This window comes from Mesobacillus subterraneus, assembly GCF_023715485.1.
Lineage (GTDB): Bacteria > Bacillota > Bacilli > Bacillales > Cytobacillaceae > Mesobacillus > Mesobacillus subterraneus_B.
In genome coordinates, this window is record NZ_JAMBOF010000006.1 from 103,253 (window position 1) to 127,864 (window position 24,612).

A 24,612-nucleotide genomic window follows, 5' to 3' on the forward strand; every position below is an offset into this window, starting at 1 on the left:
AAAGGGTTATTTTTTTATACCATCATACGAAACTTCCGCTTAAAGTACCGCTTAAGACCTTCTGAAAGCAAGAAGAACGTTATAATCAACACAGCAATGAATAACACAGTATAATAAGGAATCCATGTATGAACCCAAATATCTCTAAGGATACTTTGGAGCAGCACTGGATAGGAAAGGGAGGTGGAGATATTTTGGTATGCACCCCCCAATGTAGAAACAAACTCTCTATATACAAAGATTTGAATTACGCCGAGCTGAGCCATTAGAAAAAGAACGCGGCCTAAGTCTGCTGCAAAAGATGTGAAGACTAGCGGACGAAGGTGGGGCCAATAATGTCGCTTGAACATATTGCTTTTGTTGGTACCAGAGGTTACGGCTGCTTCAACAAAATCCCTGACTGACAGTTCGGACATTTGGCTTCTGATAATTTCAGCAACACGCCCCACCTCAACGATTGCCAAAATAAAAACATACCAGAAAAAAAGATTTTTAGAAAAATAAATAAATGGCAACCCAATAATGAGGGCAACTAAAAAAATCGGCGGAATAAATGAGAGCAGGTAATTCCAGCTATCCAGTAACCAGCGAAAAAATTTAAAATTTGCAGCAGCTGCCCCAAGCGGAATTGCAAGCAAATATCTGAAGCCAGCAATTAAGAAGACAAGGATTAGCGTCTCTCTTGTCCCAATGACAAGAAGGCTTAAAAGATCTCGCCCGGACTTGTCGCTGCCCAGCCAGTTCTTTTCCGAAGGTGGATAAGGAGGAATTGACAATCCTGATTCATCACGTCGCATTACTTCATCCTTCAGTTCTGAATCCACGAATGGCAGGTAGCTTCCGCCAACAGCAAAAATCATATATATGGACAACAGCATACTCCCTAATAATAAAGGTATATTTCTCATAGCTTGTCCCCCAAATCGTAGGGTGTTGATTTATAAACAGCAACCAAACTGATGATATGAACAATCAGGATGAATGCTGTAAAGATTAATGTGTAAGCAATTGCCAGGGTAGGCATGGCTAAATTCCTATTGCTTCCTACCGCAAATGAAGGCCCTAAATAGACGGCATTTAAAAAATAATAGCCTGCTCCACGGTAATCAGTGAATCTTTCAATTATAAAAAGATTGGAAAGCATGTAAAGAACAATTGTATTAAAATGGCGGATGATTTTAATACGAGCATTGGCAAGGATATGGCGGTACACAATCATTTTCTCTCTTATCCCTTTTGACCGGGCTGTTCTTATATAATCCTTACCGGTCTCTTCCTCAATTGCAGAGGAGGTAATGGCCGCCATATAAAAAAGAGGGTAAATCGTTAAATAAACGATTTGCATTATTACATTATCTCTGTCATCGCTGCCAAACAGATCTATATGCGGAGCGAGTCCCATATGAAATAAATCCATAAGAATAATTTGTAATGTTATTACGATAAAGAAATCTGGCAAGGATAAAAAAAACCAGGTGGAGCCCTTTCCGACAAATCCCCACTTGCTAATTGACAATCGATGATCGAAAATCCCCTTTAGGATTCCAAGAAAATAACCAAATAGTAAAGCGGGAATTACCGTCATCGCACTCAGTTTGACTGTCTTTATGATAATTTCTCCAACCGTATAATCAGGAGAAAAATTGCCCAATGACTTGTTTTCTATTATAAAAGTATATAAAGAAACAAATTGAGCCACATGCTTCTCAAATGAATATTCATACTCTACATCTACAAATACCCCTGCATCTGTACTGATATAGCTGACGTCACGTGGAATCAAAATTATGAAAACAATAAGAACTGAAGCTAGCGCCCAGATAATCACGCTTTTTAAAATCCCTTTGACAAGTTCCAAATAAATTCCAACCCCTTATTACTTTTTGACTATATTAAAATACGCCATTGGGGAAGAGAATCCCTTTATTATTTACGGTAAATGGAAAAAATCCAGAACGGTTATCGTCTGGATTCTTTGAAATAATATTGAAAACCATATGCGAGTATAGCAAATGAATAAATAATGCTAAAGAAGTAGAGAGGCTGTAATCGTTCTAATTTATAAATGTTCATTTTTCTGAACATCGCACTAATTGGATAGGCCAAAATAAAATCGATTACAAAATTAATCCCAAGGTACTGCCATATATTCCCATAAGCAAGACGAAAAACCCAAAGGTTTGTTGCAAAAAAGGGGCCGAGAGTGAAAGCCAAGTCATTAAATATTTTTGCACCTAAGCCTCCAGTTACCCGCCAAAGTTTAAGAGGATTTGACAATATTAAAAGAATGGATACGAGAAGTGTAACAAAAACGGTTACAGGTAAAAACCGTTTAAAAGCTCGCTTAGGGTATAACAATAATGTAGACCAGGATATCAAGACCATCCCCAGTCTGAAGATATTGAATAACATAAAGACTCCTTTCGACAAAAAACAGTATTATTTTTTAGTTTCATGCATAGTTTCTCCATTTTTACAAAATATAATAGTAAGGATACCTATTGTTTTGAATTGTCTTTATAAAAGATTTATGTTAAATTTAACCACAGACACGACTTTTGTCCTATTAAGGAGAATTGTGCCATGATAAACGAAGAAGAAAAGTTAATTTTTTTAAAAGAACTTGGTCGATTGATCGACGATTATAAAAAATGCTGTGATGACGAATACCAAGAACAGATTTACGAAGATATCATGCATTTAATCAGTGTTATTAATTAAGGTGAAAAGCATTTTCGAATCGGCAGCCATGATTACGTATCATGCATTTAATCAGTGTTATTAATTAAGGTGAAAAGCATTTTAGAATCGGCAGCCATGATTACGTACTTATGCTATTTTAAAATACTTGCTATAACCTTCTCTGGTAGAAAATAAACAGTTCGTGCTTAGACTGCTTCAGTTTTGAAGTGGTTTTTATATTTTCCTATACAAAGATTTAGGTGAAGGGTAAGATAGATAAAGATACATTTTACATGTATGCGCTTTATGGGGAGGTTAATTAAACTTGGAAAAAGAAAGACTGCAAGAGCTTGAGAAAAAAATCCAAGAGTATGAAACAATTATTTCTGAGATGTCAGCACCAATTATTCCTTCCATTCTGCCTGAAACAATTCTGGTTCCGATTACTGGTTTGATCCGCGCTGAGCGCTTTGACAAAATTCGAGAAAAGCTCCTTAATTATATCCACAATAAAGAAATTCAAACAGCGATCATTGATCTTACTGATATAACAGGGGAAAGAGTCGAGGATGTCTGCCTTGAGGAAGTAGGAAGAGAGCTGCATGAAATGGCGTCCTCAATGTCATTGATGGGAGTCAGGACATTCTTCGTAGGAATGAATACAGAACTCGTAAAGCGTATGGTACTTGATGGAATTAAATTGGAAGCACAAACGTTTTCAACCTTTCAATCCGCATTAAAGTACTTAATGAAGGAAAAGGGTCTTGAATTCAGGAAGATGGTTGAATGAACAAAAAGCGCAAGCGCCTCGTTCAGCCCCGACAAGCGCTGGAGGGCCGACCGGTGAAGTCGTTCTTTGACTTCATTGGGCGGACCGAAGCGACTCGAGGGGCTAGGCGCTGGAGCTGGATTAAGAATACTATATGTGGTTATCCACAACTAAATAATTTTATACTTCACTAACAAAACCCGCTGATATCAAGTTCAGCGGGTTTTTAACTTTGCTTTATTTTTCGGGTTCAGAAGGGGTGGAAATCTCTTCTAGTGCCTGTCCAGCTTCATCATCAAGTTTTTCAGTTACTGCAAGATCGCCTAGAGAGACAATCCCGATTAATTTTCCGTCTTCGACAATTGGCAGCCTGCGGATTTGCACGTCTGCCATTAAGTCTGCTGCTTCCTGTGCTGTCATATGGACTGTTCCGCGAACGGGATCAGTCGTCATAACTTCTGAAACTGGAGTATCCATTGAAACGTTCTGTGCTACTGCTTTTAGAACAATATCACGATCAGTAGCAAGTCCTGTAAGCTGTTCTCCATCACAAATGGGAATAACACCTACATCTAAATCCTTCATTTTTGCTGCCACTTCATGAATCGGTGTATCAGGACTGCAAAATTCCACATCTCTAGTCATCACTTTTTCTATATTCATTCTAATTCCTCCTCTTTTGGTACATAGTTATGAATTACCCGAAGGCTGAAAAAGCAAAACTGTTAGTTTTTTGCAGATTGAGTTGGTAGAATGGAGACAAAGCAAATTTTGCAGATTGGAAAGAGGGGGATTTTCAATGATTGATTTAAGGAGCGATACAGTTACTAAGCCAACCGAAGAGATGCGTAAAGCAATGTATGCTGCAGAGGTTGGAGATGACGTTTACAAAGAAGACCCAACCGTTCGTGAACTAGAAGAAACCGCTGCAGAAATATTAGGCAAAGAAGCAGCCTTGTTTGTCACCAGTGGAACACAGGGAAATCAAATTGCTGTGCTTACACATTGCCGTCCTGGCCAGGAGCTGTTATTAGAGGAAGAGTCCCATATTTTTTATTATGAATCGGGTGCTGTCGCAGCTCTTGCCGGCGTCCAGACCAGGACAATACCTGGAAACCGGGGTGCGATGGATCCTAGGGATGTTTTCAATGCGATCCGTACTGAGGACATACATTATCCTGAAACAGGGTTGATTTGTTTAGAAAACACCCATAATCGTGCAGGTGGGGCAGTTATCCCCGTTGCCAACATGGCTGAAATATATAATATTGCCAAGGCGAATAATATTCCGGTCCATCTGGATGGTGCCAGGCTTTTCAATGCCGCCGCCGCTGCTGGTGTCGATGTTAAAGAATTCGCTAAAAGTACGGATACCGTACAGATTTGCCTTTCAAAAGGACTTGGCGCTCCAATCGGATCGATCATAGCAGGAAGCTCTGATTTCATCAATGTCGCAAGAAAATGGAGGAAACGCCTTGGCGGAGGAATGAGGCAGGCAGGTGTCATCGCAGCCCCGGGATTGATTGCTCTGACGAAGATGAAGGACCGGCTGGGTGAAGACCAATGGAATGCAAGGGTACTGGCTGAAGCGATAGAAGCGATTCCAGGAATGAAACTTGCCAGTCAGCCAGAAACGAATATCGTTGTGGCTGATGTTGCCGAGTTAAATATCACTTCAGATGTTTTCGTCGAAAGGCTTCGCGCTGAAGGAGTTATTGCTGGAACTTTTGGGCCGACATATGTAAGGTTTGTTACACATTATGATGTCACCGAGGATCAAATACAGCAGGCTATTGATGCCATTTCAAGAGCAACAAAGCAATAAGAGAAAAGCTGGATGTTCAATCCAGCTTTTTTTAGTAATTCTTTATCTATCGGTGCATCGTCCATTTGCCAATATCCTTGAATCCCAGCCGTTTATAAATACGCCCAGCATCAGGATTATCGTAGAAGAGGCAGAGGATCTTTCCTTCATCCATAACATCCTTGAACAGTTTCTGCATAACAGCCGTAGCCAGACCCTTCCGGCGAAACTCTTTATGTGAACACACACCCACTATCATCGCGGACATTGAGTTTTCTGCCGCCGTAGAAGCAGACGCAACCATTTTGCCATCCTGCTCTATAAAGTATGTGCGTCCGGTTCTGCTTTCCATCGACTCCACCAGGATTTTCCGTGCATTTGGATTTGGAATGAATTCTTCAATACTTCTTCTTAACTCTAGGATTTTGTCTACGTCTTCCATCGTGGCTACTTTTATATCAAAGGGACTGACACCAATAGAGTCTTCGGAAATGCATTCTGCAAAATAAGTAACTTGTTTCGGGCCGATATTCAATCCTTCAATCCCTTCAAATCTCTCAACCAATGAACTTTTTCCTGATAAAAATATCTTCTCCGAAAATGACTTCATAATATCCGCAAATTCTGTAACAGGCAAATCACTCTCATTTAATGAATAGGGTATAAATGAATTGTGAAAACGAAGCAATACTGCCTTGATTTCTCCAGTCTCATGAAATTCCCCCCACAACTCCTGAAAATCTGCATCAAATCCAAACGCTTCAATGTCTCCGATGATGAACAAATTGATGGAGGGTTCCTGTTTTAAAAACTCCATAACACGATCATTATCTGATTGTACAAGTTTTTTGACCATGACAATTACTCCCTTTTTATAGCTTTTTAGTATCATATTTTAAAAAGATAAAATTTTCAATAGTTAATTAGTAAATTAAGTATGTTGTGTTAACAATATGCAAATAGTGGCATTATTTGATAGCCCCACCTTATAAGGGTATAATTGATATATGTTTTTTAAGATAGAAACAGAAATGGGGGAGTTTTTGTATGTATATAGTTCATTCAACCGTGAACATTCCAGAAGGAAAAGTCAACGAGGTAATTGGCATCTATCAAAATAGATCTAGATTAGTAGATGAATATGAAGGCTTTCTCTCCTTCCAATTGCTGCAAAACGAACAAACCCCATCAGAATTAACAGTACAAATTTGCTGGGAATCGAAGGAAGACTATATAAAGTACATTACAAGTGACGCTTATAAGAAAGTTCATGAGCTGGAAAAAAATTACCCTGATCAGGAACTCGCTTCCATCCGTCCCAAGGTCGATCGATACAAGGTCGTAGCAGTATGAACAAAGTGACCATGAATGAAATTATCGAAGAAGTCACTGAAGGAATATACAAGGATTATCCAGTGCTCCTAGAAAAGTACGGGGAGCTGGGACGCCAAAAATGCCGCGAAGATAATGAACACCACATAAAACATCTGCAAACCGCTGTTTCCATGGTGGATGAAAAATTCTTCATCGATTATGCTCATTGGCTAAATGGAATCTTGACTTCAAGAGGAATGAAAACAGAGCATTTAGTCGATAATTTTGAGAGATTGCAGGTTGCATTTAATAAAGCTGAGACCGAAGAAAATAACAAAGATTATATAAACATACTTAAAAATGCAATATACTCGTTAAAACACAAAGAGAATCATATATAGGGAAGGGTGAGTGAATGGAAAAAGGAATCGAACTTTCCCAGCATTTGCTTGATGGCAATCAGGAAGCTGCCTGGCAGATTTTAGATGAAGAACGAAAAGCAGGAAAGAATAGCTTATATATTTATGAATCTTTAGTAACGAATGCTATGAGGCATATAGGCTATTTATGGGAAACCAATAAAATAACCGTCGCGGATGAGCACCTTGCAACTTCAACCTGTGATTTTCTGCTGGCTCGTTATCTCTGGCAAAAACAAAGAGATCTGGATGCTCCTTCTATCGGCAAAAAAGCCATGTTTCTTTGCGTTGAAAATGAACAGCACTATCTTGGATTGAAGATGTCCAGTCAACTGTTCTCCGAAGGAGGTTGGGAAACCAGGTTTCATGGACCGAACTTGCCTCTGGAATATGTTAAAAAAGCAGCTTTGGATTGGAAACCTGATGCCATCTGCATTTCTTTCTCAATTCTATATCATGCAGAACATCTTGAACCCTATATAAAAGAATTAGAAAAGCTGCCTAACCGTCCTGCAATCATTGTAGGTGGTAGACTGCTTGATAAATATGAATTTTCCCGACACGGATCTGAACGGACATTATTCATTAAAAATCTGGAAGGCGTTAAAGATTGGCTGGACCGTCATCCGCATGGAGTGAAATCGAGTGTCGGATATTAAATATTCACCACAACCTTATTTTATAATTGATCGGGATTATCAAATCCTTGCTTTTTCGGATAGAAGTGCAGAAACTTTCAATATCAGCAGGAATTTCATTGAGTTAGTCGACTGGGAAAGCAAGGAGAAATGGGACACCCTTTTTGGAAAGGCGAACTGCAGGGCTGAAGGCGAGTTGATCATGAAAACAAAAGAGTCACCCTATGCACTCTTAGATATAAGGATTAATTGGAATGAGGACGAAGGTCACCTTATTTGTCTTGAAAAGGATCATCGCCTTGCGGAACTTGAAAGCATTGTGGAAAAGCACCGACTTAGATTGGCAGAAACAAATCTCGAATTGCTTGAGAAGAAGGAACAGGTGGAAAAGACTTTATTTGAAATTAAAAATCTTTCATGTCCCTTTATAAAATTAACAAAAACAGCCGCACTTGTACCGCTATTTGGCAATCTTGATGACGATCTAATCAGACAAAACGAAGACCGTGTCCTGCTCAAATCCCAGGATGGCGGTTATGAGGAAATATTGTTTGATTTTAACGGTGTCGGAGACTTTACAAATGAAGGGGTAGAAACTTTCGTCATGTTAATAAAAGAACTGCAAATCATGGGACTATCCCCAAGCATAATTGGCATCAAGCCGAACCACGCATTTTACCTTAACAGTTCAAATTCTAAGCTTGAAGTCCCTTTTTTGAATAGCCTGAGCAAAGCATTTAAAAAATCATTGTAAGAAAAACACTTCGAATAAAATCGGAGTGTTTTTCTCTTTTTGACTGCAAAAAACCAAAGTTCAAAGAGGTGAAATTTTTTATTATGGACTGTTTTCGCATAGATTGCTATTTTCAAGCCAAGTATTCATTCCGTATTTCTTTTGACATCAAGCTCTTAATCGAAGATGGTTTCTGAACAGAGTATATATTAAAACTCATCATACTTTTGGTTATGAAAGCAACAAAGTTTACGAAAAGAGCCTATATTAGACCCATGGTAAGGGGAAGAGTCAATTTTATAATTAAGTATTTAATCACATGGACCATAAATGATTTCGCGAATTTTGCCGATTTCTGTGAGAAATTAAAGCAATATGCTACCGATCGTTGTCCTATGAAGGTACACAAATGGGCAGAAATCCGCTATTTAAGCAACCGGTTTCCCAATAAATATAACTAATTTATTTCCAGTTTGATAGTTTAAGAAGGCCATTTAAACTTATTTGATATTAGCACTTTATCTATAGAAGAAACAACCCTTTTATGAACTCACCAAACTATATTCTCCAAGAATCAACAATTGGTAATTCTCATGGAAATACACTTCCAAATAAACTGCAAATACCTCATAAAACCCATCATTTTTCCCAATCTTAAAGGCTGAGTTATTGATTGATATAGGCAGAAAATTTGAAATATACTTAACTCGCAGCCAACAAACTGCCAAATTTTTTCGAAGGTGAGAGGAGCAAAAGGATGAAGAAGAAAAGAATACTCGGCTCTGCAGTACTTAGTTTAGCAATGGGCGTCTCTATGTTTGCAACAGGGGCTTTTGGCGCAGGATCGTCAGATAGCCAAGATACTTATCGAGTTTTAATTCAGGGTCCGAGTTCCGAAAAAGCGAAAGTGCAAGAGCAATTAGGCAAACGCTGGGATTTTGGCAGCCAAGGTTTTACAACAGAAGTAAACAGCAAACAGTACCAGGCATTACTGAATAACAAAAATGTAAAGGTTTCTCAAGTAGAGAAGCACTCAATTGATGCACGTGTTCAAGGTAATGGCAAAGGCAAAGGTGATTATACGGCACAGGCCTCATATCCATCTGATCAGACGCCATGGGGTATCCAGGCAATCTATAATGACAACTACATTCAGGCTACTACCGGCGGAGACGGAATCAAAGTGGCTGTCCTCGATACTGGTATCAATCGAAATCATATTGACTTGACTGACAATGTTGAGCAATGTAAAGACTTTACGCAAACAAGTTCTTCAATGGTAAACGGCACATGTACTGACCGTCAAGGCCACGGTACACACGTTGCTGGAACAGCAGTCGCAAACGGCGGATATGACGGCGCAGGAATTTATGGTGTAGCTCCGCAGTCAGAATTATGGGGTTACAAAGTTTTGGGTGATAATGGTTCTGGATATTCTGATGACATCGCGGGAGCAATCCGTCACGCAGCGGATGAGGGTGTTCGAACAGGGTCTAAGGTTGTCATTTCCATGTCTCTAGGTTCAAGCGGCAAAGATTCAATGATTGCTAGTGCAGTAGATTATGCTTACAGCAAAGGAGCACTAGTTGTAGCTGCAGCTGGAAACAGCGGTCCTAGCGCGAACACAATCGGCTATCCAGGCGCTTTGGTAAATGCAGTAGCTGTTGCTTCTCTTGATAACACATTTGTAAACGGTACGCATAAGGTTTCTGACTTCTCATCTCGTGGAAACCCGAATACGGATGGAGATTTCTATATCCAAGAGAAGGATGTTGAAGTATCTGCACCAGGCGGCGGCATCTACTCTACAGCTGTAGATGGAAACTATACGACAATGAGTGGTACATCAATGGCTACACCGCACATTTCCGGACTTGCAGCGAAGCTTTGGTCTTCAAATAAGTCTTGGACCAATGTTCAGCTTCGTTCTGAAATCCAAAGACGTGCAAAGCTATATGACATCAAAGGCGGAACTGGTGCAGCTACAGGTGATGACTATGCTTCTGGCTTCGGTTTCCCTCGCGTAAAGTAACCTTTTAGTAACACCCAACATTGCCAGCCATCCGGGTTGTTTGATCCGGGTGGCTTTATTTAATCAATTGGTGTAGTATTTAAGTTAAATTATTTATAATATAAAGAATTTTTAAAAAATAGTACTTTTGGACTGTTTAAAAAAAATAAAATGATGGTAGATTAATAAGAAAACGGCAGGTGAACGTATGCAATTTGGACCGCTAATCAAATTTTATCGTATTCAACAAGGTTTAACCCAAAAGGAACTGGCTAACGGCATATGTTCGGTTCCCCATTTAAGCAAAATCGAAGGCAACTCAAAGGAAGCAAACGAAGAAACCATGGGCTTACTTCTTGAAAGACTTGGAGTAAACCTTTCATCCATTACGGAAAATGAGGAACAGATCAAGCAATTAGTATCCGAGCTTAATGAGAAAATAGATTATTTTTTAAATGAAGAAGCAGATGAGGCAATGCTTAAACTAGAAGAGTATGAGGGAATCATCCCTTTCACTACCAATCTACATACATATGAACTTACCAAGTTTAGATACCTGATTTTTAAAGGCATGTTACCTGAGGCACAGGTACAATATGAACTTTTGAATAAACAGAAGAAAATATTTTCCCAACCTCAGGCATCTTTATTTTCATACCTTTATGCTGTATGGTTATTGAAGAAAGGGAATTTTAAGAAAGCAGACGAGATCCTCGAGTCAATCGGTAAAGGATCCAAAATTGAAATTTCAAGTGGTGAGTTATTATATCACCGGGCACTAGCTAAAAGTTCGCTTGAAGAGCCAGGTTATGCCATCTATTATGGGAAATTAGCTTTAGAGGAATTCATGCAAGATCATAATTTTAAACGAATCCTGCATGTGATGATTCTGTTAGGAATCAATTATACACATTCAAAAATATACGAAGAAGCACAAGATTGCTTCAAGCACTTAATTAGAAATGCTGAGATTTTAAAAGAGAGCAAGCTTTTACCTGAAATTTATCATAATATGGGGTACTTACAAAAAAAATTAAATAAATCCAATGAAGCGATTGTCTTTTTCGAAAAGAGTTTATCACTTCAAACAAAAAACACTCCCCATTATCTTATAACTCTTTACTCAATTGGAGAAATCCATAGTGAGTTAAATAACTCAATAAAGGCAAGAGAGGCTTTTCAGGAAGTTTATTTGTTAGCCAAAGAGTTGGAAAACCGCAAGTATAGGATGTTAGCAAATTATTATTTAATGAATCTAGAAGCACCAGAAAAATCGCTTGCCTATTCAGAGTCAAAAGTGATTCCTTACCTTGAGGAAAGCGATGGCAAGAGTGAAGAATTAATATGGTTTTACAAAATGCTGTCAAACCACTATCGCCAGATAGGAAGGTTTGATCAAGCAGTAAAATATATTGAAAAAATCAATTAAATGGAGGAATGGAATAATGAAAAAGAAGTTGATGGCTTTAATGACAGGTGCAATGGCATTAGGAGTTTTAGTAGCGGGTCTTCCGCCAATCCAACCTCCAGTTTGATTTGATGTAAAAAAGGCCTTTCATTTGGGCCTTTTTTTGTTGGAAAAGGACGAAAGAAGTAAAACAAGAATAGGCAAAACTTCCTGTGTTATAACTTTTTCACAATAAGTTGGGAAAATATTCATGATGCATTTTCACCCCCATACTCCTGATATACTATACGAACTATGTTCACGAAGCCACAAAGAAGTTTGGCTGAAAAAACAAGGAGGTTCGGTATGGGAACAATTAGCATGAATATTGACGACTTGTTGGATGAAACATTGGAAATCGCCGAAGATGATATTAGTTTTAAACTGAACCCTATTGAAATTGACAGTTTGCTCGAAAATACACGCCACTGGTAATAGATCAATCCGTTCCATATAAAATTGGAGCGGATTTTTTATTTTGATTGGTTATAGAGGAACATATGTACTATAATTAAAAAAGAGTATATTAATTAGGCAGGTGAGAGGATGGAGTATGAGATAAAAATCCCGGTAAGGGCTTTAGCTGAGTATGTATACAGCAGCGGAAGCATTGAATCTGGATTCAGGACAGCTACATCCTTCACCGAGGGCTCAAGAATTCATCGTGAAGTCCAGAAAACATATCAAGAGAATGACCAAAGTGAAGTTCTATTGAAAACGGAAATATTGTATGAAGATCTTCATTTTTATATAGAAGGTCGATGTGACGGGCTGCTTTTTTCAGATGACAATATCACGATTGATGAAATTAAATCAACTTCAGGGAGCCTCGATTACATAGACGCAAATACATATCCCGCGCACTGGGCTCAGGCGGAATGCTATGGATATATGTACATACAGGATCAAGACAGGGAATCAATAGACATTCAATTGACCTATGTACAGAAAACTTCAGGAGAAATAAAGAGATTTAAACGCTCTCGGTCTCGTGATGAGCTGGAAGCTTTCATGATGCACCTTATCATGACTTATGCTCCATTTGCTAAGCTGCGTAAAGAACATAGAATTGCCCGTGACAGAAGTATTAAAGAGCTTGTATTTCCGTTTGACCAGTATCGAAAAGGCCAGCGCCAGCTTGCAGGCTCCGTTTATAAAACAATCTCGGACGGTGAGACTTTGTTTGCCAGTGCTCCTACAGGAATAGGGAAAACGATATCAACTATTTTTCCAACTGTAAAGGCAATCGGTGAAGGGCATTTGCAAAAGTTTTTTTATTTGACTGCAAAGACAACCACCAGAACGACTGGGGAAGAGGCTTTCAAGTTGATGGCTGACAAAGGATTGCGGATGAATGTAGTGACAATTACGGCGAAGGACAAGATCTGTTTTACTGGAGAAGGGAAATGCACCAAGGAGTACTGTGTATTTGCAGATGGTTATTATGACCGAATAAATGGAGCTATACTTGACATCCTGGGTGAGGAGAGATCTTTTGACAGGGTATGCATTGAGAATTATGCTCTTAAGCACCAAGTATGCCCGTTTGAATTTTCACTCGATCTTGCCTATATTGCAGACGCGGTCATTTGTGACTATAACTATATTTTCGACCCAAAAGTTTCGCTAAAACGATTGTTTGATGATCAAAAAAAGCAGACGGTTTTGCTGGTTGATGAGGCTCATAACCTTGTGGATAGAGGAAGGGATATGTTTTCTTCGTCTTTGGAAAAAGCGTCATTTTTACAATTAAAACGCGACTATAAAGGAAAAAATAATGACCTTTTTCAAAGTTCTAAACAAATAAATGACTACTTCATAAAACTCAGGAAACAGGCTGAACCATCAAGAACAATCATATTTAAAGAGATATTATCTGAGTTGAATAATCTTATTTCAGGCTTTATTCAGCATGCCGAAATGGAATTACTTAAAGGGGATGCCGATAATTCAGTTTTATTGCTTGAAACTTATTTCACGGCCCAGAATTGGATCAGAATCAGCAAGCTTTTTGATGAGCGATACATACTTTATACCGAAATCCAAAAAAATGAAGTAATGATAAAACAATTCTGCCTCGATCCCTCGTTCTTAATCAGACAGGCTGGTGAAAAATTCAAAGCCCGTGTTTACTTTTCTGCTACACTTAGCCCGATAAGTTATTTTAAGGATATGCTAGGTGGCGAAGTTGAAAATTATGTAACCTTCATTCCCTCTCCGTTTTCGAGTGAACAGACCGAGGTATGGATTCAACCGTTATCAACTCGATTTAAAGACAGAGAAGTATCGATTAATCCAATTGTCAAAACCATTTACCATACAGTGAAAAACAAGCCTGGCAACTATTTGATCTTTTTCCCATCCTACCAGTATCTTAATTCAGTGTTGGATGAATGGCATGTCCATAATGATGACATAACTACACTTGTTCAAGGGACTGGAATGGGAGATAATGACCGGACAGTTTTCCTAGAATCATTCAAATCTGATAATGATGACCCTCTTGTTGGATTCGCCGTACTCGGGGGTATTTTCTCAGAGGGAATCGATTTAAAAGGCGATCGGTTAAATGGTGTGATAGTTGTAGGTGTCGGACTGCCCCAGATTGGCTTTGAACGCGATCTTATCAAACAGCATTTTTCTGCCTCTGGCAAAAATGGCTATGATTATGCATATGTTTTTCCTGGTATGAATAAGGTGCTCCAGGCTGGGGGCAGGCTGATCCGTTCAGAGAATGACACGGGAATGATCATATTGATTGACGACCGGTATCTTACCGCTAAATATCAAAGTTTATTGCCAGTTGAATGGCGTAACTTTTTGATTTTGCAATCAAACAGCATCCTGTAATCACAGGGTGTTGTTTTCTTATTTTTGTATAACTAATTAGCTTATCAGACGCATTTCTAAAAACTATTTTAAAAAATTTACAGGAAAAGAAAGCCAAATGAGTGAAACTACCGTCTAATCTATAAGAACGGAGACAAGGGGGTGCCTGTATTGCTGAAACTAATTAGTAAAGCTCAAAAAGGAAATGATAAAGCGTTTTTGGAACTGTTTCAACAATACGAACAAGACATTTACAGGATGGCTTTTATATATGTAAAAAATGAAAGCGATGCCCTGGATGTGGTACAGGAAACAGCATACCGCTCATTTAAATCGATCAAAAATCTTAAAGAACCAAAATACTTTAAAACTTGGCTTATGCGGATCGCCATCAGCTGCGCACTGGATATTTTAAGAAAGAGAAAGAATGTTGTCCCGCTTAAACCAGAATTTGATAATCATGTAGCAGGAATTGTCAATGAGGATATTATTTCTGGAATTACTTTAAAAGATTTGATTGAAGGGCTTCAGGAAGAAGAAAAAAGCGTTATTCTCCTAAGGTTTTATCAAGGAATGACGCTAAAAGAAATATCGGTAGTCCTTGAAATTCCACTAGGCACTGTAAAAACTATTTTATACCGCAGTTTAACAAAGCTTCGAAATTCTTTAAAGGGAGATGAAGCAAATGAACGATAAAATTTTAAGTGAAATGAACAAAATCGAAATTCCAGTAGAGCTGAGTGAGAGAAGTAAATTAGGCATCGCCAAAGCAAAATCGGAGTCTGTCAAAAAGTCCAGTCGAAAATGGTACTTGCTGGCCGCTCCTGCATTGGCAGCAACCATCGCTTTATCCATTGCCGGACCAGGGTTATTTACAAGTGCCCCGTCTGAAAACCCAGTCATCCAAACGGTTCCTTACAGCAATGCCTTTGATGTAACAGATCCTCAAAGACTAGTAGGCTGGTCCGACGCTGTCTTCGTTGGGAAAGTGATAGAAAAGTCCGGGGAGAAATCCCTGGTTGGAATACCAGAAACGCAATTTAAAGTGGAGGTATCTGAAGATATTAAAGGTAACTTAAAAGGCGCGGTGACAGTCAATCAACAGGGAGGATATGAAGGCAATAATTTAATCCTGATTGAAAATGATGCATTATTGGAAAAAGGGGAGACATATTTATTTGTCACCAAGTATTTAGAGGAAGAGGGTTGGTACACTTTAGTGCCCGTATATGGAGATATTCGCATTACGAGCGAATCGCATAGAGAAGAACTTATTAACAAATATAAAAAAGCGTATGAAGAAGAGATTCCATTCCAATAAGTATGACATAAAAGACCAAACTCATTTTGGTCTTTTATGATTTTTAAAAAGGCTGTTTACGCATAGAATGTTGTTTTCGCAGGGAGTTCGACAATGTTATTTAGATAGTGTTGAAACCTGTCCATTGCCAATCCCCCTTAGACAATTAAAATTTGCTTATTTCAGTTATTACTCTCTTCAGTACATCTATTGACTCAATTGGATTGTCAGCATAGTTAAGACTGTGCTCAGTACCAGGTATCAACAAACATGATATGTTTTCATTAGTATAAAGTTGTTCATATCGTTCCGAAATATAGCAAGGGTCCCTATCGCCGATGATGCATAAACCAGATGATAGTGATTCATTCATTTTATTAAAAACGGTATCCAACTGTAAGAGTGGAGTAAGCCAGACTACCTTGGCTTTTGATAATTCATCTCGATCAACGATAGATGACAAAGCAATCGTGCCGATTGATTTGCCGATTAATGTGTGGTTTTCGTAAGAATGGCTTACTAAAACTCGATTCATAACTGCTTTTACATCTTCAGTAATCTGAGTGATATGTTCATCAAGGCTCATCGAGTTCGATTCTTCCGACGTATAATCATAATTAACATGAAGAACGTCAAATCCCTTTTTTAGAAAAACTCCAGTTGAGTAATGAAAAAGCGGAGCCTGTGCAGTGTAGCCTCTGCCAGGGAACATCACTGCTATACTGTTTGATTGCATGTCCTGCTTGAAAAGCAGGTAGTCAACTGGTTTCTCTTTATATCCAGCAACAGAGTCTTTAATCATTTTAACCATAGAAAGAAGGCCTCCTAAAAGTTTTCTTAATTATACATTAATTTTCAAATTATGGAATATTTATCTGCATTACGTATCAGCTTTTTTAATTAATTAGAATCTCGGATCGATACTTACAGAAAAGTTAACCAGAAGTCAGTAAACGCTAGTTATGCGATTGGTCAAGAAGCCACGAGTTCAATAGAAGCAGCTTTCAGGAAAAAAATATCATAATATTATTATGTAAAGTAAAAAAGTAATTTTAAAAATTAAATTAACCTTATTGACTATCACGTTGCGTTATAGCTTACGATGGGAATGTGGAGGTGATCACAACATTGTACAAAGTAAAAGAAGTTTCAGAACTGGCAGGAGTGAGTGTCCGCACCCTGCATCATTATGATTCGATCGGGCTGTTAGTGCCAGCGTCGACTACTCCGGCCGGGTATCGACTATATACGGAGATGGATCTTGAACGCCTGCAGCAAATATTATTTTTCAAGGAGATGGAATTCAGCCTTCAGGAAATAAAAAATATTCTAAGCCGTTCTGACTTTGACCGCAAGGCAACTTTGAAAAATCATAAGGAGCTCCTTCTTGAAAAAAAGAAGCGGCTTGAAGAGTTGATCAATACAGTTGATAAAACAATCGATTCCATCGATGGAGGGTCTAAAATGGCTGATAAGGAAATGTTCAAAGGCTTTGATATGTCAGAAATTGAGGAACATCAAAAGAAGTATAGCAAGGAAGCAAAAGAAAAGTATGGAAAGGAAACAGTGGAAAAGGTTGAGAAACGGACCTCGGCCTATACTAGTGAAGACTGGGGAAATATCCAGGCAAAAACAGAAGAAATATATAGAAGGGTAATGGAACGTATGGGCCATGGACCAGAAGATTCGCATGTACAGCAGGCAGTGGCAGACTGGCGCCAATTCATCACAGACTATTACTATGAATGCACAATTGATATTTTCCGCGGGTTAGGAGACTTATATGTTGCTGATCCAAGGTTCACTAAGAATATTGATAAACACGGGGAAGGACTTGCAGCATTCCTAAGTAAAGCCATGCACTACTACTGCGATCAGCAAACAAAATAATCTTAACGGACGAAATCAAAATTGATTTCGTCTTTCTTTTTTGGGGTGAAATTATGATAAAATAAAAGTGGAGAAAATTCTGTAAACGGAGAGTTTTAAATGAGGATAAAATCAGCTTTCAAAAAATATATCGACCATCAATATGAAAAGCCGTCTGGTGTTATCGGTTCTTTCATAGGAGAAAAAATGGTAAAACAACATATCCCTGAGACCTATTGGACTGCTGAACTGCTGGCACTTAAAAAAGATGAAACCATACTAGAAATAGGCTGCGGGGCAGGTAAAGCTATTAAACTGCTGCTTAAGGATGACTCTGTCAGGCATATTGATGGTTTGGATTTCTCAAAAACAGTTTTAAAGTCCGCAAGACTCCGGAATAGAAGCGAGATCAAAAAAAAGCGGGCTAGTTTTGTCCACGGGAAAGCAAACAGCCTTCCTTTTCAAGACAGACAGTTTTCAAGAATTTTCAGTATCCATTCCCTCTATTTTTGGGATAGTATTCCTGATTGTGCAATGGAAATGCACAGGGTACTTAAAGATAATGGGATGATTGTACTGACATTGTCTAACGGTAAAGATGGAGAAGAATGGAGCAATATTAATAGCCTGGTTCTCGATAAGCTTATCCCTGCATTGAGGGAAACAGGATTTAAGAAAATCGAAGTGATCAAAGGACCGAACTCAAGGCAGTATCATATTGCCGCTATAAGAGCACATAAGTAATCTTAGTGTATTTGCCAGGCAGCCTATTCATGGGCTGCTATTCTTATAGCTGGAAATGAAACTTTTTCTATACTCAATACGTAAAATAACTTCGTTCTTTCATAAACTAAATGTTTTAAGTGAATGGATAGAGTGAAAGAAGGAATAAAGCGATGTATTCATATCGCTTGTAAAGGAGTTGTTCATATGAAAAAGTTCTTCAAGAGGATTTGGCTAATTTTTAAGATTAAGAAATTCTTCCCATTTCTAATAGAGTTCTTTACATCTGCTACAGTACCATTGAAGAAAAAAGTGACTTCGCTCGGTTTGATTATAGGCTATTTCCTGCTTCCATTTGATCTGATACCTGATTTTTTCACACTTATAGGAGTAGTTGATGATGTAGGTGTGCTGCTGATCGTTTTTCAGCAAATCATCAAAATGGCTCCAGCTGAATTAAAGGATAAACATGATCTCAAAGTTTAAATTAGTGTATCTAAAATTTTTAATTAAGAGTAAACCTTTGATATAATATTCATGTACAAGGGGCAGTGCCCCTTGTTTTCTGAATTATAGAAGCATCATTATAAATGATAGGGGAATTTCAATGCACAGGAATCAGGCATTATATGAATATTTAAAAGCAAATACACGGAATCTTACAGAAGAGTGGTATCGGAACATCGACAAATCCAATACTGCTGGAGTATATTCATCGAAAGACCCTAAGGTTATTGAGGCTTTGAAAGAACAGAATCATGACTTCCATCTCCATTTTATTGAAGTTTTTTCAAAGGATGAAAAGGAGTTCTTCAAGGATTTTGAACCGTGGATTATTGAAATCGCCAGCGATATTGAGCATATTAATACACCAATTCAATACGTAATAAGGGAATTTAAAAATGTTAGGAATCAATATTTAGACTATGTTCGAGAATTTGTGAAGTTAAATCCAGATATAACGAGAGAAGAAGTTGATGCCTGGTTTGATATCATTCTGAAAGAAATGGACGAAGTCATTTTAAGATTCATCGAAACTACATATAAATACTCCCAAAATGTATTGAAAGCGCAACAGGAAATGATTAATGAGTTAAGTGCTCCCGTTATTTCACTAAGCAATCATCAAGGGCTGCTGCCATTGATAGGCGATATAGATACGACGAGAGCTAAAATGATTCTTGAACATACACTGAAACAGTGTGCACAGAGAAATATCCATCATATATTCGTTGATTTGTCCGGAGTTGCGATGATCGATACAATGGTAGCACACCAGTTATTCCAGCTTCTTAAGGCTTTGAAGTTAATAGGCGTAAAAGCAACACTTTCAGGCATCAGGCCAGAAATTGCCCAGACAGCCGTCCAGCTCGGATTATCATTTGAAGAAACAGATATCAAAAATAGCTTAGCCCAGGCTCTTGATGCAAAAAAATAAAAAAAGGCGCACAGTAACAAAGTTTACGTAAAGAGCCTAATAAAAAAACGGCTTCCAAAAAGGAAAGCCGTTTTTACTGCGTTTATTTAAGCCAACAGATAATGATCTTCACGAAATAAAGCTTTATCCTGGACGATGTCATCCACTTCAGTACCTTCAAGAGTTTCTTTCTTCAGCAGCGCTTCTACGAGGCGCTCGAACTGTGGCTGATGAGCATGGATGATCATTTCACTCTTTTCCAATGCATCCTCGAAAAGTTCCTGCATCTTTGTTTCTTTTAGGCCTTTACTGAAGGTGAGTGAGAAGCCTTCCTGGAGCAATCCAGTGTCTACCATTTGCTCAATGATCTGTTTTGCCTGCTGCACATCACCGCTTACTCCAATGCTGTGCTCCCCAAGGAACATTCTTTCCGCAACACCCCCAGCAAGAATCATCGCAATGCGATCAATCAGGTCGCTAGTAGTTGAAAGCTGAAGTTCCTTCGGTATTGGAGCGACATAACCAAGGGCCTGGCCGCGAGGGATAATTGTCGCTTTACGAACTGAACCAGGCTTAGTCACTGAAGAAACAAGAGCATGGCCCGCTTCATGGATGGCAACCCTGCGTTTAGTATCGGCGTCCTGCAGCGTGCGGGACGTGCTGCCAAGGATAGTGCGATCCAAAGCATAATCTATGTCACTTTTTGAAATAAAATCATGTCCATTTCTAAGAGCTCGTCGGCTTGCGTTTTCAAAAAGTGAATTCAATTCAGCACCTGAAAAGCCAGAGGTGCTTTCTGCCAGGTCGCCAAGGGAAGCAGCGACATCCTCAGCAAGGTTTTTTCCTTTTATATGGATATCAATGATCTCTCTTCTTCCTTTAGTATCAGGGAGAGGAACATTAAATGAAAAATCGATCCGGCCTGGACGCAGGAAAGCATCATCAAGCATATCCTTCCGATTGGTCGCTGCGATAAAGAGAATACCGTCATTAGCATGGCCGCCGTCTAACTGTACTAGGAGCTCAGTCAATGTCTTTTCTCCTTCTTCTCCGCCGTGAGGCTTACGCTTTCCTGCCAATGCATCAACTTCATCTATAAAGATAACTGCTGGGCCTTGCTTGCGTGCGCTTTGGAACAAGCTCCGTACGCGGGACGCACCAACACCAATAAACATTTCATTGAAAGCAGAACCGCTAGAAGAGAAGAAGTTCGCATTCAATTCGCGTGCGATTGCCTGGGCAAGCAATGTTTTGCCGGTTCCAGGAGGTCCGTATAATAGAATCCCCTTAGGAGGCTTAATGCCCATCTTTGCTGATCTTTCAGGGTTCTTCAGGATAGATAATGTCTGAAGAATTTCTTCTTTCATTTCATCCTGGAGTCCGCCAACATCAGCTAATGTGATAGAGGGCTTTGGACTTGGCTTAGTAAGACTGTTCTTCATCCTGTTGCCAGTCCCAATGCCGCCTGTCTTCTTCTGGATGACATATACTGTACCCATTAGCAGTAACAGGACGCCGCCAAGGAGCCATGCGCCATATTTGCTGTTGTTCATATATTCATAACTAATATTATTTTTTTCTACTAATTTATCAACCATCTGGCTTCCTGGGGGAACTTGGGAAACATATTTACCATCTTTTGTTTCTAAAACAAGAGTCCCGTCCATATTTTCAGTGAGGGTAGCTTTTTCTCCACCGAGGTTTTCTATAGTCTTAACCATCGAAGAGAAAGGGATTGATATCTTTTCTTCTGTATTTTGAACAAGAATTGTAGCTGCTATCGTCAATATCACCATAAACGCCGCAAAAAGCGGTAGAATCTTAGAAACAAATTTTGGATTTGAATTCATGCTTTCAGCTCCTTATCGAATCTATATACCATTATAAGTAATATTAATAGGTTATGAATGGGTAAATTGAAATACAAACGATGGTAAATATATGAAAATATGAGCCAAAAGGTTTAAAAGCCCTGTCAATACGGGTATAGTCGCTATTTTGGTATTAGAGGTTGGGAAATTTACTATGAACAAAATGTGACAATTAAAGATAAAGGAAAAAAATGTTATTTTTTATCGAATCGTTACTTGAAACTTTTGGAAGGTAAAGATAGGATGAAGAGAGAATTAGTTAAGGAAAAGTTCTGACAACTATTGTCTGCGCTCAGGAGGGGTCTTTTTGAAGGGATGGAAAAATCCCATATTATTGATTCTTGGAATAGGGATTTCAAACATTGGTAATTGGATTTATTTTGTTGCTATTAATTTGTTGGTGTTGAAATTGACAGGCTCAGCTGCCGCGATTGCCGGACTGTTCATAATCAGGCCCCTGGCTATACTGCTTACTAACACTTGGGCTGGCAGTGTGATCGACAGGGTGAATAAACGGAAATTAATGATTTACATCGATATCATCCGAGGCGTCTCAATTGCCGTAATACCGCTTTTCACATCATTAATTCCAATCTATATCATTATGTTTTTGACTAACGTAGCAGGGGCATTTTTTGGTCCTACCTCAGAAACATATATAACTAAATTGATCCCCGCAGAAAAGAGGAAGCGCTTCAATTCTATGTTTTCTTTTGCCACCTCAGGTGCCATGCTAATTGGGCCCAGCGTGTCAGGACTTTTGATTATGTATGGAAGTATCAATACAAGCATCTACGTTAACGCTGTGACATTCTTTTTCTGCGCAGCAGCTATATACTTTCTGCCTGATGTGGACGGTAATCAAGGAAAAGAGCAATACAGAGATCGTATCACAGTAAAAATGATCTCGAATGACTGGAAAGCTGTGATTGATTTTGGCAGGACAGCAGTTGGTTTTATGCTCGTATTCCTGATTTTCCAGTTCATTATGTTAATATCTTTTGCCCTTGATTCTCAGGAAGTCACATTTATCCAGCAGGTAGTTGGATTATCTGAGAAGAATTACGGTTTATTAGTCAGTCTTACAGGTGCGGGATATGTGGCTGGTTCATTTGCAGTCGCGTCATTGGCTAATCGGTTATCAGTCAAATTACTGATCGGAATGGGTTCTTTTTTGTCTGTCGCCGGTTATGTTATGTTTTACATTGCTTCCTCCGGTACTGTTCCATTGGCTGTCATTGGCTTTATCATAATCGGATTCTTTTCACCTTTTTCATTTACAGGATACACGACCTTTTTCCAAAATAATGTGCCTGTTGACTTAATGGGAAGGTTCAGCAGCGCATTTGCATTCTTTCAGGCAATCTTACAAATTGTATTAACATTGTTATTGGGCTATCTTGCTGAAGCATTACACCTGCAGACAGTCAGCATTGTCTTTGCAGTCATAGCTTTATTGCTGGCAGCCTTCCTGACTTTAGTTGTTTTCATGCAGTCTAAACAAAATCTTTTTGTTTTAGATGCAGAAACGAACCTTACCGAAAAGGGGTAGAACAAAAAGCTGTACAGGCCATCGTGGCTTGCACAGCTTTTTTAATTGTCATATTTCTTGCCCCACCAGCCCTTAGCCCGAAAAAAATAGGCAATACTTGCTCCAATGCCGAACATCAACAAAAGTGCATATGCGTAGCCAAAACTCCATTTTAGTTCGGGCATTGTCTCAAAATTCATCCCATAAAGGCCCGCAATAAATGTCATTGGGAGGAAAATGGCGCTAACAAGTGTCAATGTTTTCATTATTGAGTTGGCATGATCTGACTTAAGAGTCATCTGCAAATTGAAGATACTGTTAAGAGACTCTTTGAATGTGTCCAAAGCATTGACGACTCTTGAATAACTGTTGTTTAAATCTTTGAAATATAAGGCTGTGTCTGTATCGACAAACTTCAACTCATTTCTTGAAATGATGGTCATTACCTGATCCTGAGCCTCAATTGTTTGTCTTAATTCATGGAGGGCAGACTTCCAGCGATGAATGCTTCGGGCGATTCCATTTGCAAAAGGTCTGTCAAAAACTTCACGTTCTAAAGCTTGGATTTCATCTGCTATCCTATCTATCATCTTTAAATCAACTGAAGATACTTTGTCAAATATATGGTAGAGGACCTTCCCCGAAGTTTCCATAAATTCTGGATGCTCCTGAAAAAGATGTTTTAGCTGGGCTAAAAGATCGATATTTTCATCTTCTTTAGTGATGACATAGTTTTCACCGATTAATATTGTAATTTTTGCTTGAGTGTAATCATTCTGAATCGCAAACAAAGAAATAATAGCTTCATTATTAAATACATCAATTTTGGGTATGTCACTAAATTGTTCTAGTCCTCTTTTGGCAAGAGGGTGAATATCCATTGATTTGATCAACTCATTAAATTTTTCTTTATTCGAAGGGTCAAAGTGAACCCAGATTGTATCGTTAGAAATCGAGGGAAGGGAATAGGCCTGCTCGTTGATTACTGATTTACTTGTTTCATCATAGCGAAGCATACTACTGCCCCTTTCACTTTTAATATCGTATTGGGTTCAAGTTCTTTTGACAAAGCTGTGTTTAAGGTCATTTTTGAATTTCAGCACCTGTTGATTGGAGCGGAGGGCAATCGACTCCTGCGTGATCAGCGGCCCAGGTGAGACCCCGCAGGAGCAAAGCGACGAGGAGGCTCACCGGACGCCCCGCGGAAAGCGAGTGACCGGAGCGGAAATCAACAGTATAATTTATAACAGCTTTT

Annotated in this window: 26 protein-coding genes; 19 read left to right on the plus strand and 7 right to left on the minus strand. The window is 38.8% G+C overall.

Features of this window, described 5'->3' with window-relative positions:
• Nucleotides 1-14 precede the first annotated feature (14 nt).
• Complete coding sequence (locus M3204_RS10355) at nucleotides 15-908, minus strand: ABC transporter permease subunit (protein WP_251481159.1); 894 nt, start codon at nucleotides 906-908, stop codon at nucleotides 15-17.
• Complete coding sequence (locus tag M3204_RS10360; protein ID WP_251481161.1) at nucleotides 905-1,858, minus strand: ABC transporter permease subunit; 954 nt, start codon at nucleotides 1,856-1,858, stop codon at nucleotides 905-907. Before M3204_RS10360 ends, M3204_RS10355 begins: the two co-directional genes overlap by 4 nt.
• 345 nt (nucleotides 1,859-2,203) lie before the next feature.
• On the opposite strand from M3204_RS10360, the gene M3204_RS10365 reads away from it, so the two are divergent.
• From M3204_RS10365 to M3204_RS10375, 3 genes are all read left to right on the plus strand, one after another.
• Nucleotides 2,204-2,587: a hypothetical protein gene (locus M3204_RS10365; protein ID WP_251481163.1), complete on the plus strand. Its 384-nt coding sequence runs from the start codon at nucleotides 2,204-2,206 to the stop codon at nucleotides 2,585-2,587.
• Nucleotides 2,584-2,721, plus strand: coding sequence for a hypothetical protein (locus M3204_RS10370; protein ID WP_251481167.1), 138 nt, complete (start codon nucleotides 2,584-2,586; stop codon nucleotides 2,719-2,721). The genes M3204_RS10365 and M3204_RS10370 overlap by 4 nt, the downstream gene beginning before the upstream one ends.
• 286 nt (nucleotides 2,722-3,007) lie before the next feature.
• Complete coding sequence (locus M3204_RS10375; RefSeq protein ID WP_251481169.1) at nucleotides 3,008-3,472, plus strand: STAS domain-containing protein; 465 nt, start codon at nucleotides 3,008-3,010, stop codon at nucleotides 3,470-3,472.
• Nucleotides 3,473-3,688: 216 nt separating this feature from the next.
• Here the strand turns inward: M3204_RS10375 and M3204_RS10380 are convergent, their stop codons facing one another.
• Nucleotides 3,689-4,114: a CBS domain-containing protein gene (locus M3204_RS10380; RefSeq protein WP_251481171.1), complete on the minus strand. Its 426-nt coding sequence runs from the start codon at nucleotides 4,112-4,114 to the stop codon at nucleotides 3,689-3,691.
• A gap of 136 nt (nucleotides 4,115-4,250) precedes the next feature.
• Here M3204_RS10380 and ltaE point away from each other — a divergent pair, with 136 nt between their 5' ends.
• Nucleotides 4,251-5,276, plus strand: coding sequence for a low-specificity L-threonine aldolase (gene ltaE, locus M3204_RS10385; protein ID WP_251481172.1), 1,026 nt, complete (start codon nucleotides 4,251-4,253; stop codon nucleotides 5,274-5,276).
• 46 nt (nucleotides 5,277-5,322) lie between these two features.
• Here ltaE and M3204_RS10390 read toward each other — a convergent pair whose 3' ends face one another.
• Nucleotides 5,323-6,111 carry a GNAT family N-acetyltransferase gene (locus M3204_RS10390; protein ID WP_251481174.1) on the minus strand — a complete coding sequence of 263 codons (789 nt, stop codon included), beginning with the start codon at nucleotides 6,109-6,111 and terminating at the stop codon, nucleotides 5,323-5,325.
• A 191-nt stretch (nucleotides 6,112-6,302) separates the two neighbouring features.
• Between M3204_RS10390 and M3204_RS10395 the strand changes: the two genes are divergently transcribed.
• From M3204_RS10395 to M3204_RS10435, 10 genes are all read left to right on the plus strand, one after another.
• Nucleotides 6,303-6,608, plus strand: coding sequence for an antibiotic biosynthesis monooxygenase family protein (locus tag M3204_RS10395; protein WP_251481176.1), 306 nt, complete (start codon nucleotides 6,303-6,305; stop codon nucleotides 6,606-6,608).
• A 5-nt stretch (nucleotides 6,609-6,613) separates the two neighbouring features.
• Complete coding sequence (locus tag M3204_RS10400; RefSeq protein WP_251481178.1) at nucleotides 6,614-6,970, plus strand: hypothetical protein; 357 nt, start codon at nucleotides 6,614-6,616, stop codon at nucleotides 6,968-6,970.
• Between the two features lie 14 nt (nucleotides 6,971-6,984).
• Nucleotides 6,985-7,647: a cobalamin B12-binding domain-containing protein gene (locus tag M3204_RS10405; RefSeq protein WP_251481180.1), complete on the plus strand. Its 663-nt coding sequence runs from the start codon at nucleotides 6,985-6,987 to the stop codon at nucleotides 7,645-7,647.
• Nucleotides 7,634-8,380, plus strand: a complete 747-nt coding sequence (locus tag M3204_RS10410) for a hypothetical protein (protein ID WP_251481182.1) — start codon at nucleotides 7,634-7,636, stop codon at nucleotides 8,378-8,380. Before M3204_RS10405 ends, M3204_RS10410 begins: the two co-directional genes overlap by 14 nt.
• A 736-nt stretch (nucleotides 8,381-9,116) precedes the next feature.
• The gene (locus M3204_RS10415) at nucleotides 9,117-10,391 is read left to right on the plus strand and encodes a S8 family peptidase (RefSeq protein ID WP_251481183.1); all 1,275 of its coding nucleotides are present in this window, start codon (nucleotides 9,117-9,119) and stop codon (nucleotides 10,389-10,391) included.
• Nucleotides 10,392-10,578: 187 nt separating this feature from the next.
• Nucleotides 10,579-11,799, plus strand: a complete 1,221-nt coding sequence (locus M3204_RS10420) for a helix-turn-helix domain-containing protein (RefSeq protein ID WP_251481185.1) — start codon at nucleotides 10,579-10,581, stop codon at nucleotides 11,797-11,799.
• 324 nt (nucleotides 11,800-12,123) lie between these two features.
• Nucleotides 12,124-12,252, plus strand: a complete 129-nt coding sequence (locus M3204_RS23675; RefSeq protein WP_285856800.1) for a hypothetical protein — start codon at nucleotides 12,124-12,126, stop codon at nucleotides 12,250-12,252.
• A 111-nt stretch (nucleotides 12,253-12,363) separates the two neighbouring features.
• Nucleotides 12,364-14,667 carry an ATP-dependent DNA helicase gene (locus tag M3204_RS10425; protein WP_251481187.1) on the plus strand — a complete coding sequence of 768 codons (2,304 nt, stop codon included), beginning with the start codon at nucleotides 12,364-12,366 and terminating at the stop codon, nucleotides 14,665-14,667.
• 150 nt (nucleotides 14,668-14,817) lie between these two features.
• Nucleotides 14,818-15,342: a sigma-70 family RNA polymerase sigma factor gene (locus M3204_RS10430; protein ID WP_251481188.1), complete on the plus strand. Its 525-nt coding sequence runs from the start codon at nucleotides 14,818-14,820 to the stop codon at nucleotides 15,340-15,342.
• Nucleotides 15,332-15,967 carry a hypothetical protein gene (locus M3204_RS10435; protein ID WP_251481190.1) on the plus strand — a complete coding sequence of 212 codons (636 nt, stop codon included), beginning with the start codon at nucleotides 15,332-15,334 and terminating at the stop codon, nucleotides 15,965-15,967. The genes M3204_RS10430 and M3204_RS10435 overlap by 11 nt, the downstream gene beginning before the upstream one ends.
• Nucleotides 15,968-16,112: 145 nt before the next feature.
• Here M3204_RS10435 and M3204_RS10440 read toward each other — a convergent pair whose 3' ends face one another.
• Entirely contained in the window at nucleotides 16,113-16,757 is a 645-nt protein-coding gene (locus M3204_RS10440; protein ID WP_251481191.1) for an alpha/beta family hydrolase, read from the minus strand.
• A 317-nt stretch (nucleotides 16,758-17,074) separates the two neighbouring features.
• Here M3204_RS10440 and M3204_RS10445 point away from each other — a divergent pair, with 317 nt between their 5' ends.
• The 4 genes from M3204_RS10445 to M3204_RS10460 all read left to right on the plus strand — a co-directional run bounded on the left by M3204_RS10445 (nucleotide 17,075) and on the right by M3204_RS10460 (nucleotide 19,976).
• Nucleotides 17,075-17,836 carry a MerR family transcriptional regulator gene (locus M3204_RS10445; protein ID WP_251481193.1) on the plus strand — a complete coding sequence of 254 codons (762 nt, stop codon included), beginning with the start codon at nucleotides 17,075-17,077 and terminating at the stop codon, nucleotides 17,834-17,836.
• Nucleotides 17,837-17,935: 99 nt separating this feature from the next.
• On the plus strand, nucleotides 17,936-18,559 hold the full coding sequence (locus tag M3204_RS10450; protein ID WP_251481195.1) for a class I SAM-dependent methyltransferase: 624 nt from the start codon (nucleotides 17,936-17,938) through the stop codon (nucleotides 18,557-18,559).
• A 186-nt stretch (nucleotides 18,560-18,745) separates the two neighbouring features.
• Nucleotides 18,746-19,024 (plus strand): YkvA family protein, encoded by a 279-nt coding sequence (locus M3204_RS10455; RefSeq protein ID WP_251481197.1) that lies wholly within the window; start codon nucleotides 18,746-18,748, stop codon nucleotides 19,022-19,024.
• Between the two features lie 121 nt (nucleotides 19,025-19,145).
• A complete protein-coding gene (locus M3204_RS10460) occupies nucleotides 19,146-19,976 on the plus strand; it encodes an STAS domain-containing protein (protein ID WP_251481199.1) in 831 nt (276 codons plus the stop codon).
• 86 nt (nucleotides 19,977-20,062) lie between these two features.
• On the opposite strand, the gene M3204_RS10465 is transcribed toward M3204_RS10460, so the two are convergent.
• Nucleotides 20,063-21,805: an AAA family ATPase gene (locus M3204_RS10465; protein ID WP_251481202.1), complete on the minus strand. Its 1,743-nt coding sequence runs from the start codon at nucleotides 21,803-21,805 to the stop codon at nucleotides 20,063-20,065.
• 328 nt (nucleotides 21,806-22,133) lie between these two features.
• Here M3204_RS10465 and M3204_RS10470 point away from each other — a divergent pair, with 328 nt between their 5' ends.
• Nucleotides 22,134-23,378: an MFS transporter gene (locus M3204_RS10470; RefSeq protein ID WP_251481204.1), complete on the plus strand. Its 1,245-nt coding sequence runs from the start codon at nucleotides 22,134-22,136 to the stop codon at nucleotides 23,376-23,378.
• 41 nt (nucleotides 23,379-23,419) lie between these two features.
• On the opposite strand, the gene corA is transcribed toward M3204_RS10470, so the two are convergent.
• Nucleotides 23,420-24,373 carry a magnesium/cobalt transporter CorA gene (gene corA, locus M3204_RS10475; RefSeq protein ID WP_251481206.1) on the minus strand — a complete coding sequence of 318 codons (954 nt, stop codon included), beginning with the start codon at nucleotides 24,371-24,373 and terminating at the stop codon, nucleotides 23,420-23,422.
• Nucleotides 24,374-24,612: the final 239 nt, after the last annotated feature.

What these genes read in the sequence shown, in the direction of transcription:
- M3204_RS10405 (WP_251481180.1), top strand. Translation starts at nt 6,985, where the DNA reads ATGGAAAAAGGAATCGAACTTTCCCAGCATTTGCTTGATGGCAATCAG.
- M3204_RS10425 (WP_251481187.1), top strand. Translation starts at nt 12,364, where the DNA reads ATGGAGTATGAGATAAAAATCCCGGTAAGGGCTTTAGCTGAGTATGTA.
- M3204_RS10450 (WP_251481195.1), top strand. Translation starts at nt 17,936, where the DNA reads ATGAGGATAAAATCAGCTTTCAAAAAATATATCGACCATCAATATGAA.
- M3204_RS10370 (WP_251481167.1), top strand. Translation starts at nt 2,584, where the DNA reads ATGATAAACGAAGAAGAAAAGTTAATTTTTTTAAAAGAACTTGGTCGA.
- M3204_RS10420 (WP_251481185.1), top strand. Translation starts at nt 10,579, where the DNA reads ATGCAATTTGGACCGCTAATCAAATTTTATCGTATTCAACAAGGTTTA.
- ltaE (WP_251481172.1), top strand. Translation starts at nt 4,251, where the DNA reads ATGATTGATTTAAGGAGCGATACAGTTACTAAGCCAACCGAAGAGATG.
- M3204_RS10465 (WP_251481202.1), bottom strand. Translation starts at nt 21,805, where the DNA reads ATGAATTCAAATCCAAAATTTGTTTCTAAGATTCTACCGCTTTTTGCG.
- M3204_RS10460 (WP_251481199.1), top strand. Translation starts at nt 19,146, where the DNA reads ATGCACAGGAATCAGGCATTATATGAATATTTAAAAGCAAATACACGG.
- M3204_RS10355 (WP_251481159.1), bottom strand. Translation starts at nt 908, where the DNA reads ATGAGAAATATACCTTTATTATTAGGGAGTATGCTGTTGTCCATATAT.
- M3204_RS10395 (WP_251481176.1), top strand. Translation starts at nt 6,303, where the DNA reads ATGTATATAGTTCATTCAACCGTGAACATTCCAGAAGGAAAAGTCAAC.
- M3204_RS10380 (WP_251481171.1), bottom strand. Translation starts at nt 4,114, where the DNA reads ATGAATATAGAAAAAGTGATGACTAGAGATGTGGAATTTTGCAGTCCT.
- M3204_RS10435 (WP_251481190.1), top strand. Translation starts at nt 15,332, where the DNA reads ATGAACGATAAAATTTTAAGTGAAATGAACAAAATCGAAATTCCAGTA.
- M3204_RS10440 (WP_251481191.1), bottom strand. Translation starts at nt 16,757, where the DNA reads ATGGTTAAAATGATTAAAGACTCTGTTGCTGGATATAAAGAGAAACCA.
- M3204_RS23675 (WP_285856800.1), top strand. Translation starts at nt 12,124, where the DNA reads ATGGGAACAATTAGCATGAATATTGACGACTTGTTGGATGAAACATTG.
- M3204_RS10455 (WP_251481197.1), top strand. Translation starts at nt 18,746, where the DNA reads ATGAAAAAGTTCTTCAAGAGGATTTGGCTAATTTTTAAGATTAAGAAA.
- corA (WP_251481206.1), bottom strand. Translation starts at nt 24,373, where the DNA reads ATGCTTCGCTATGATGAAACAAGTAAATCAGTAATCAACGAGCAGGCC.
- M3204_RS10415 (WP_251481183.1), top strand. Translation starts at nt 9,117, where the DNA reads ATGAAGAAGAAAAGAATACTCGGCTCTGCAGTACTTAGTTTAGCAATG.
- M3204_RS10390 (WP_251481174.1), bottom strand. Translation starts at nt 6,111, where the DNA reads ATGGTCAAAAAACTTGTACAATCAGATAATGATCGTGTTATGGAGTTT.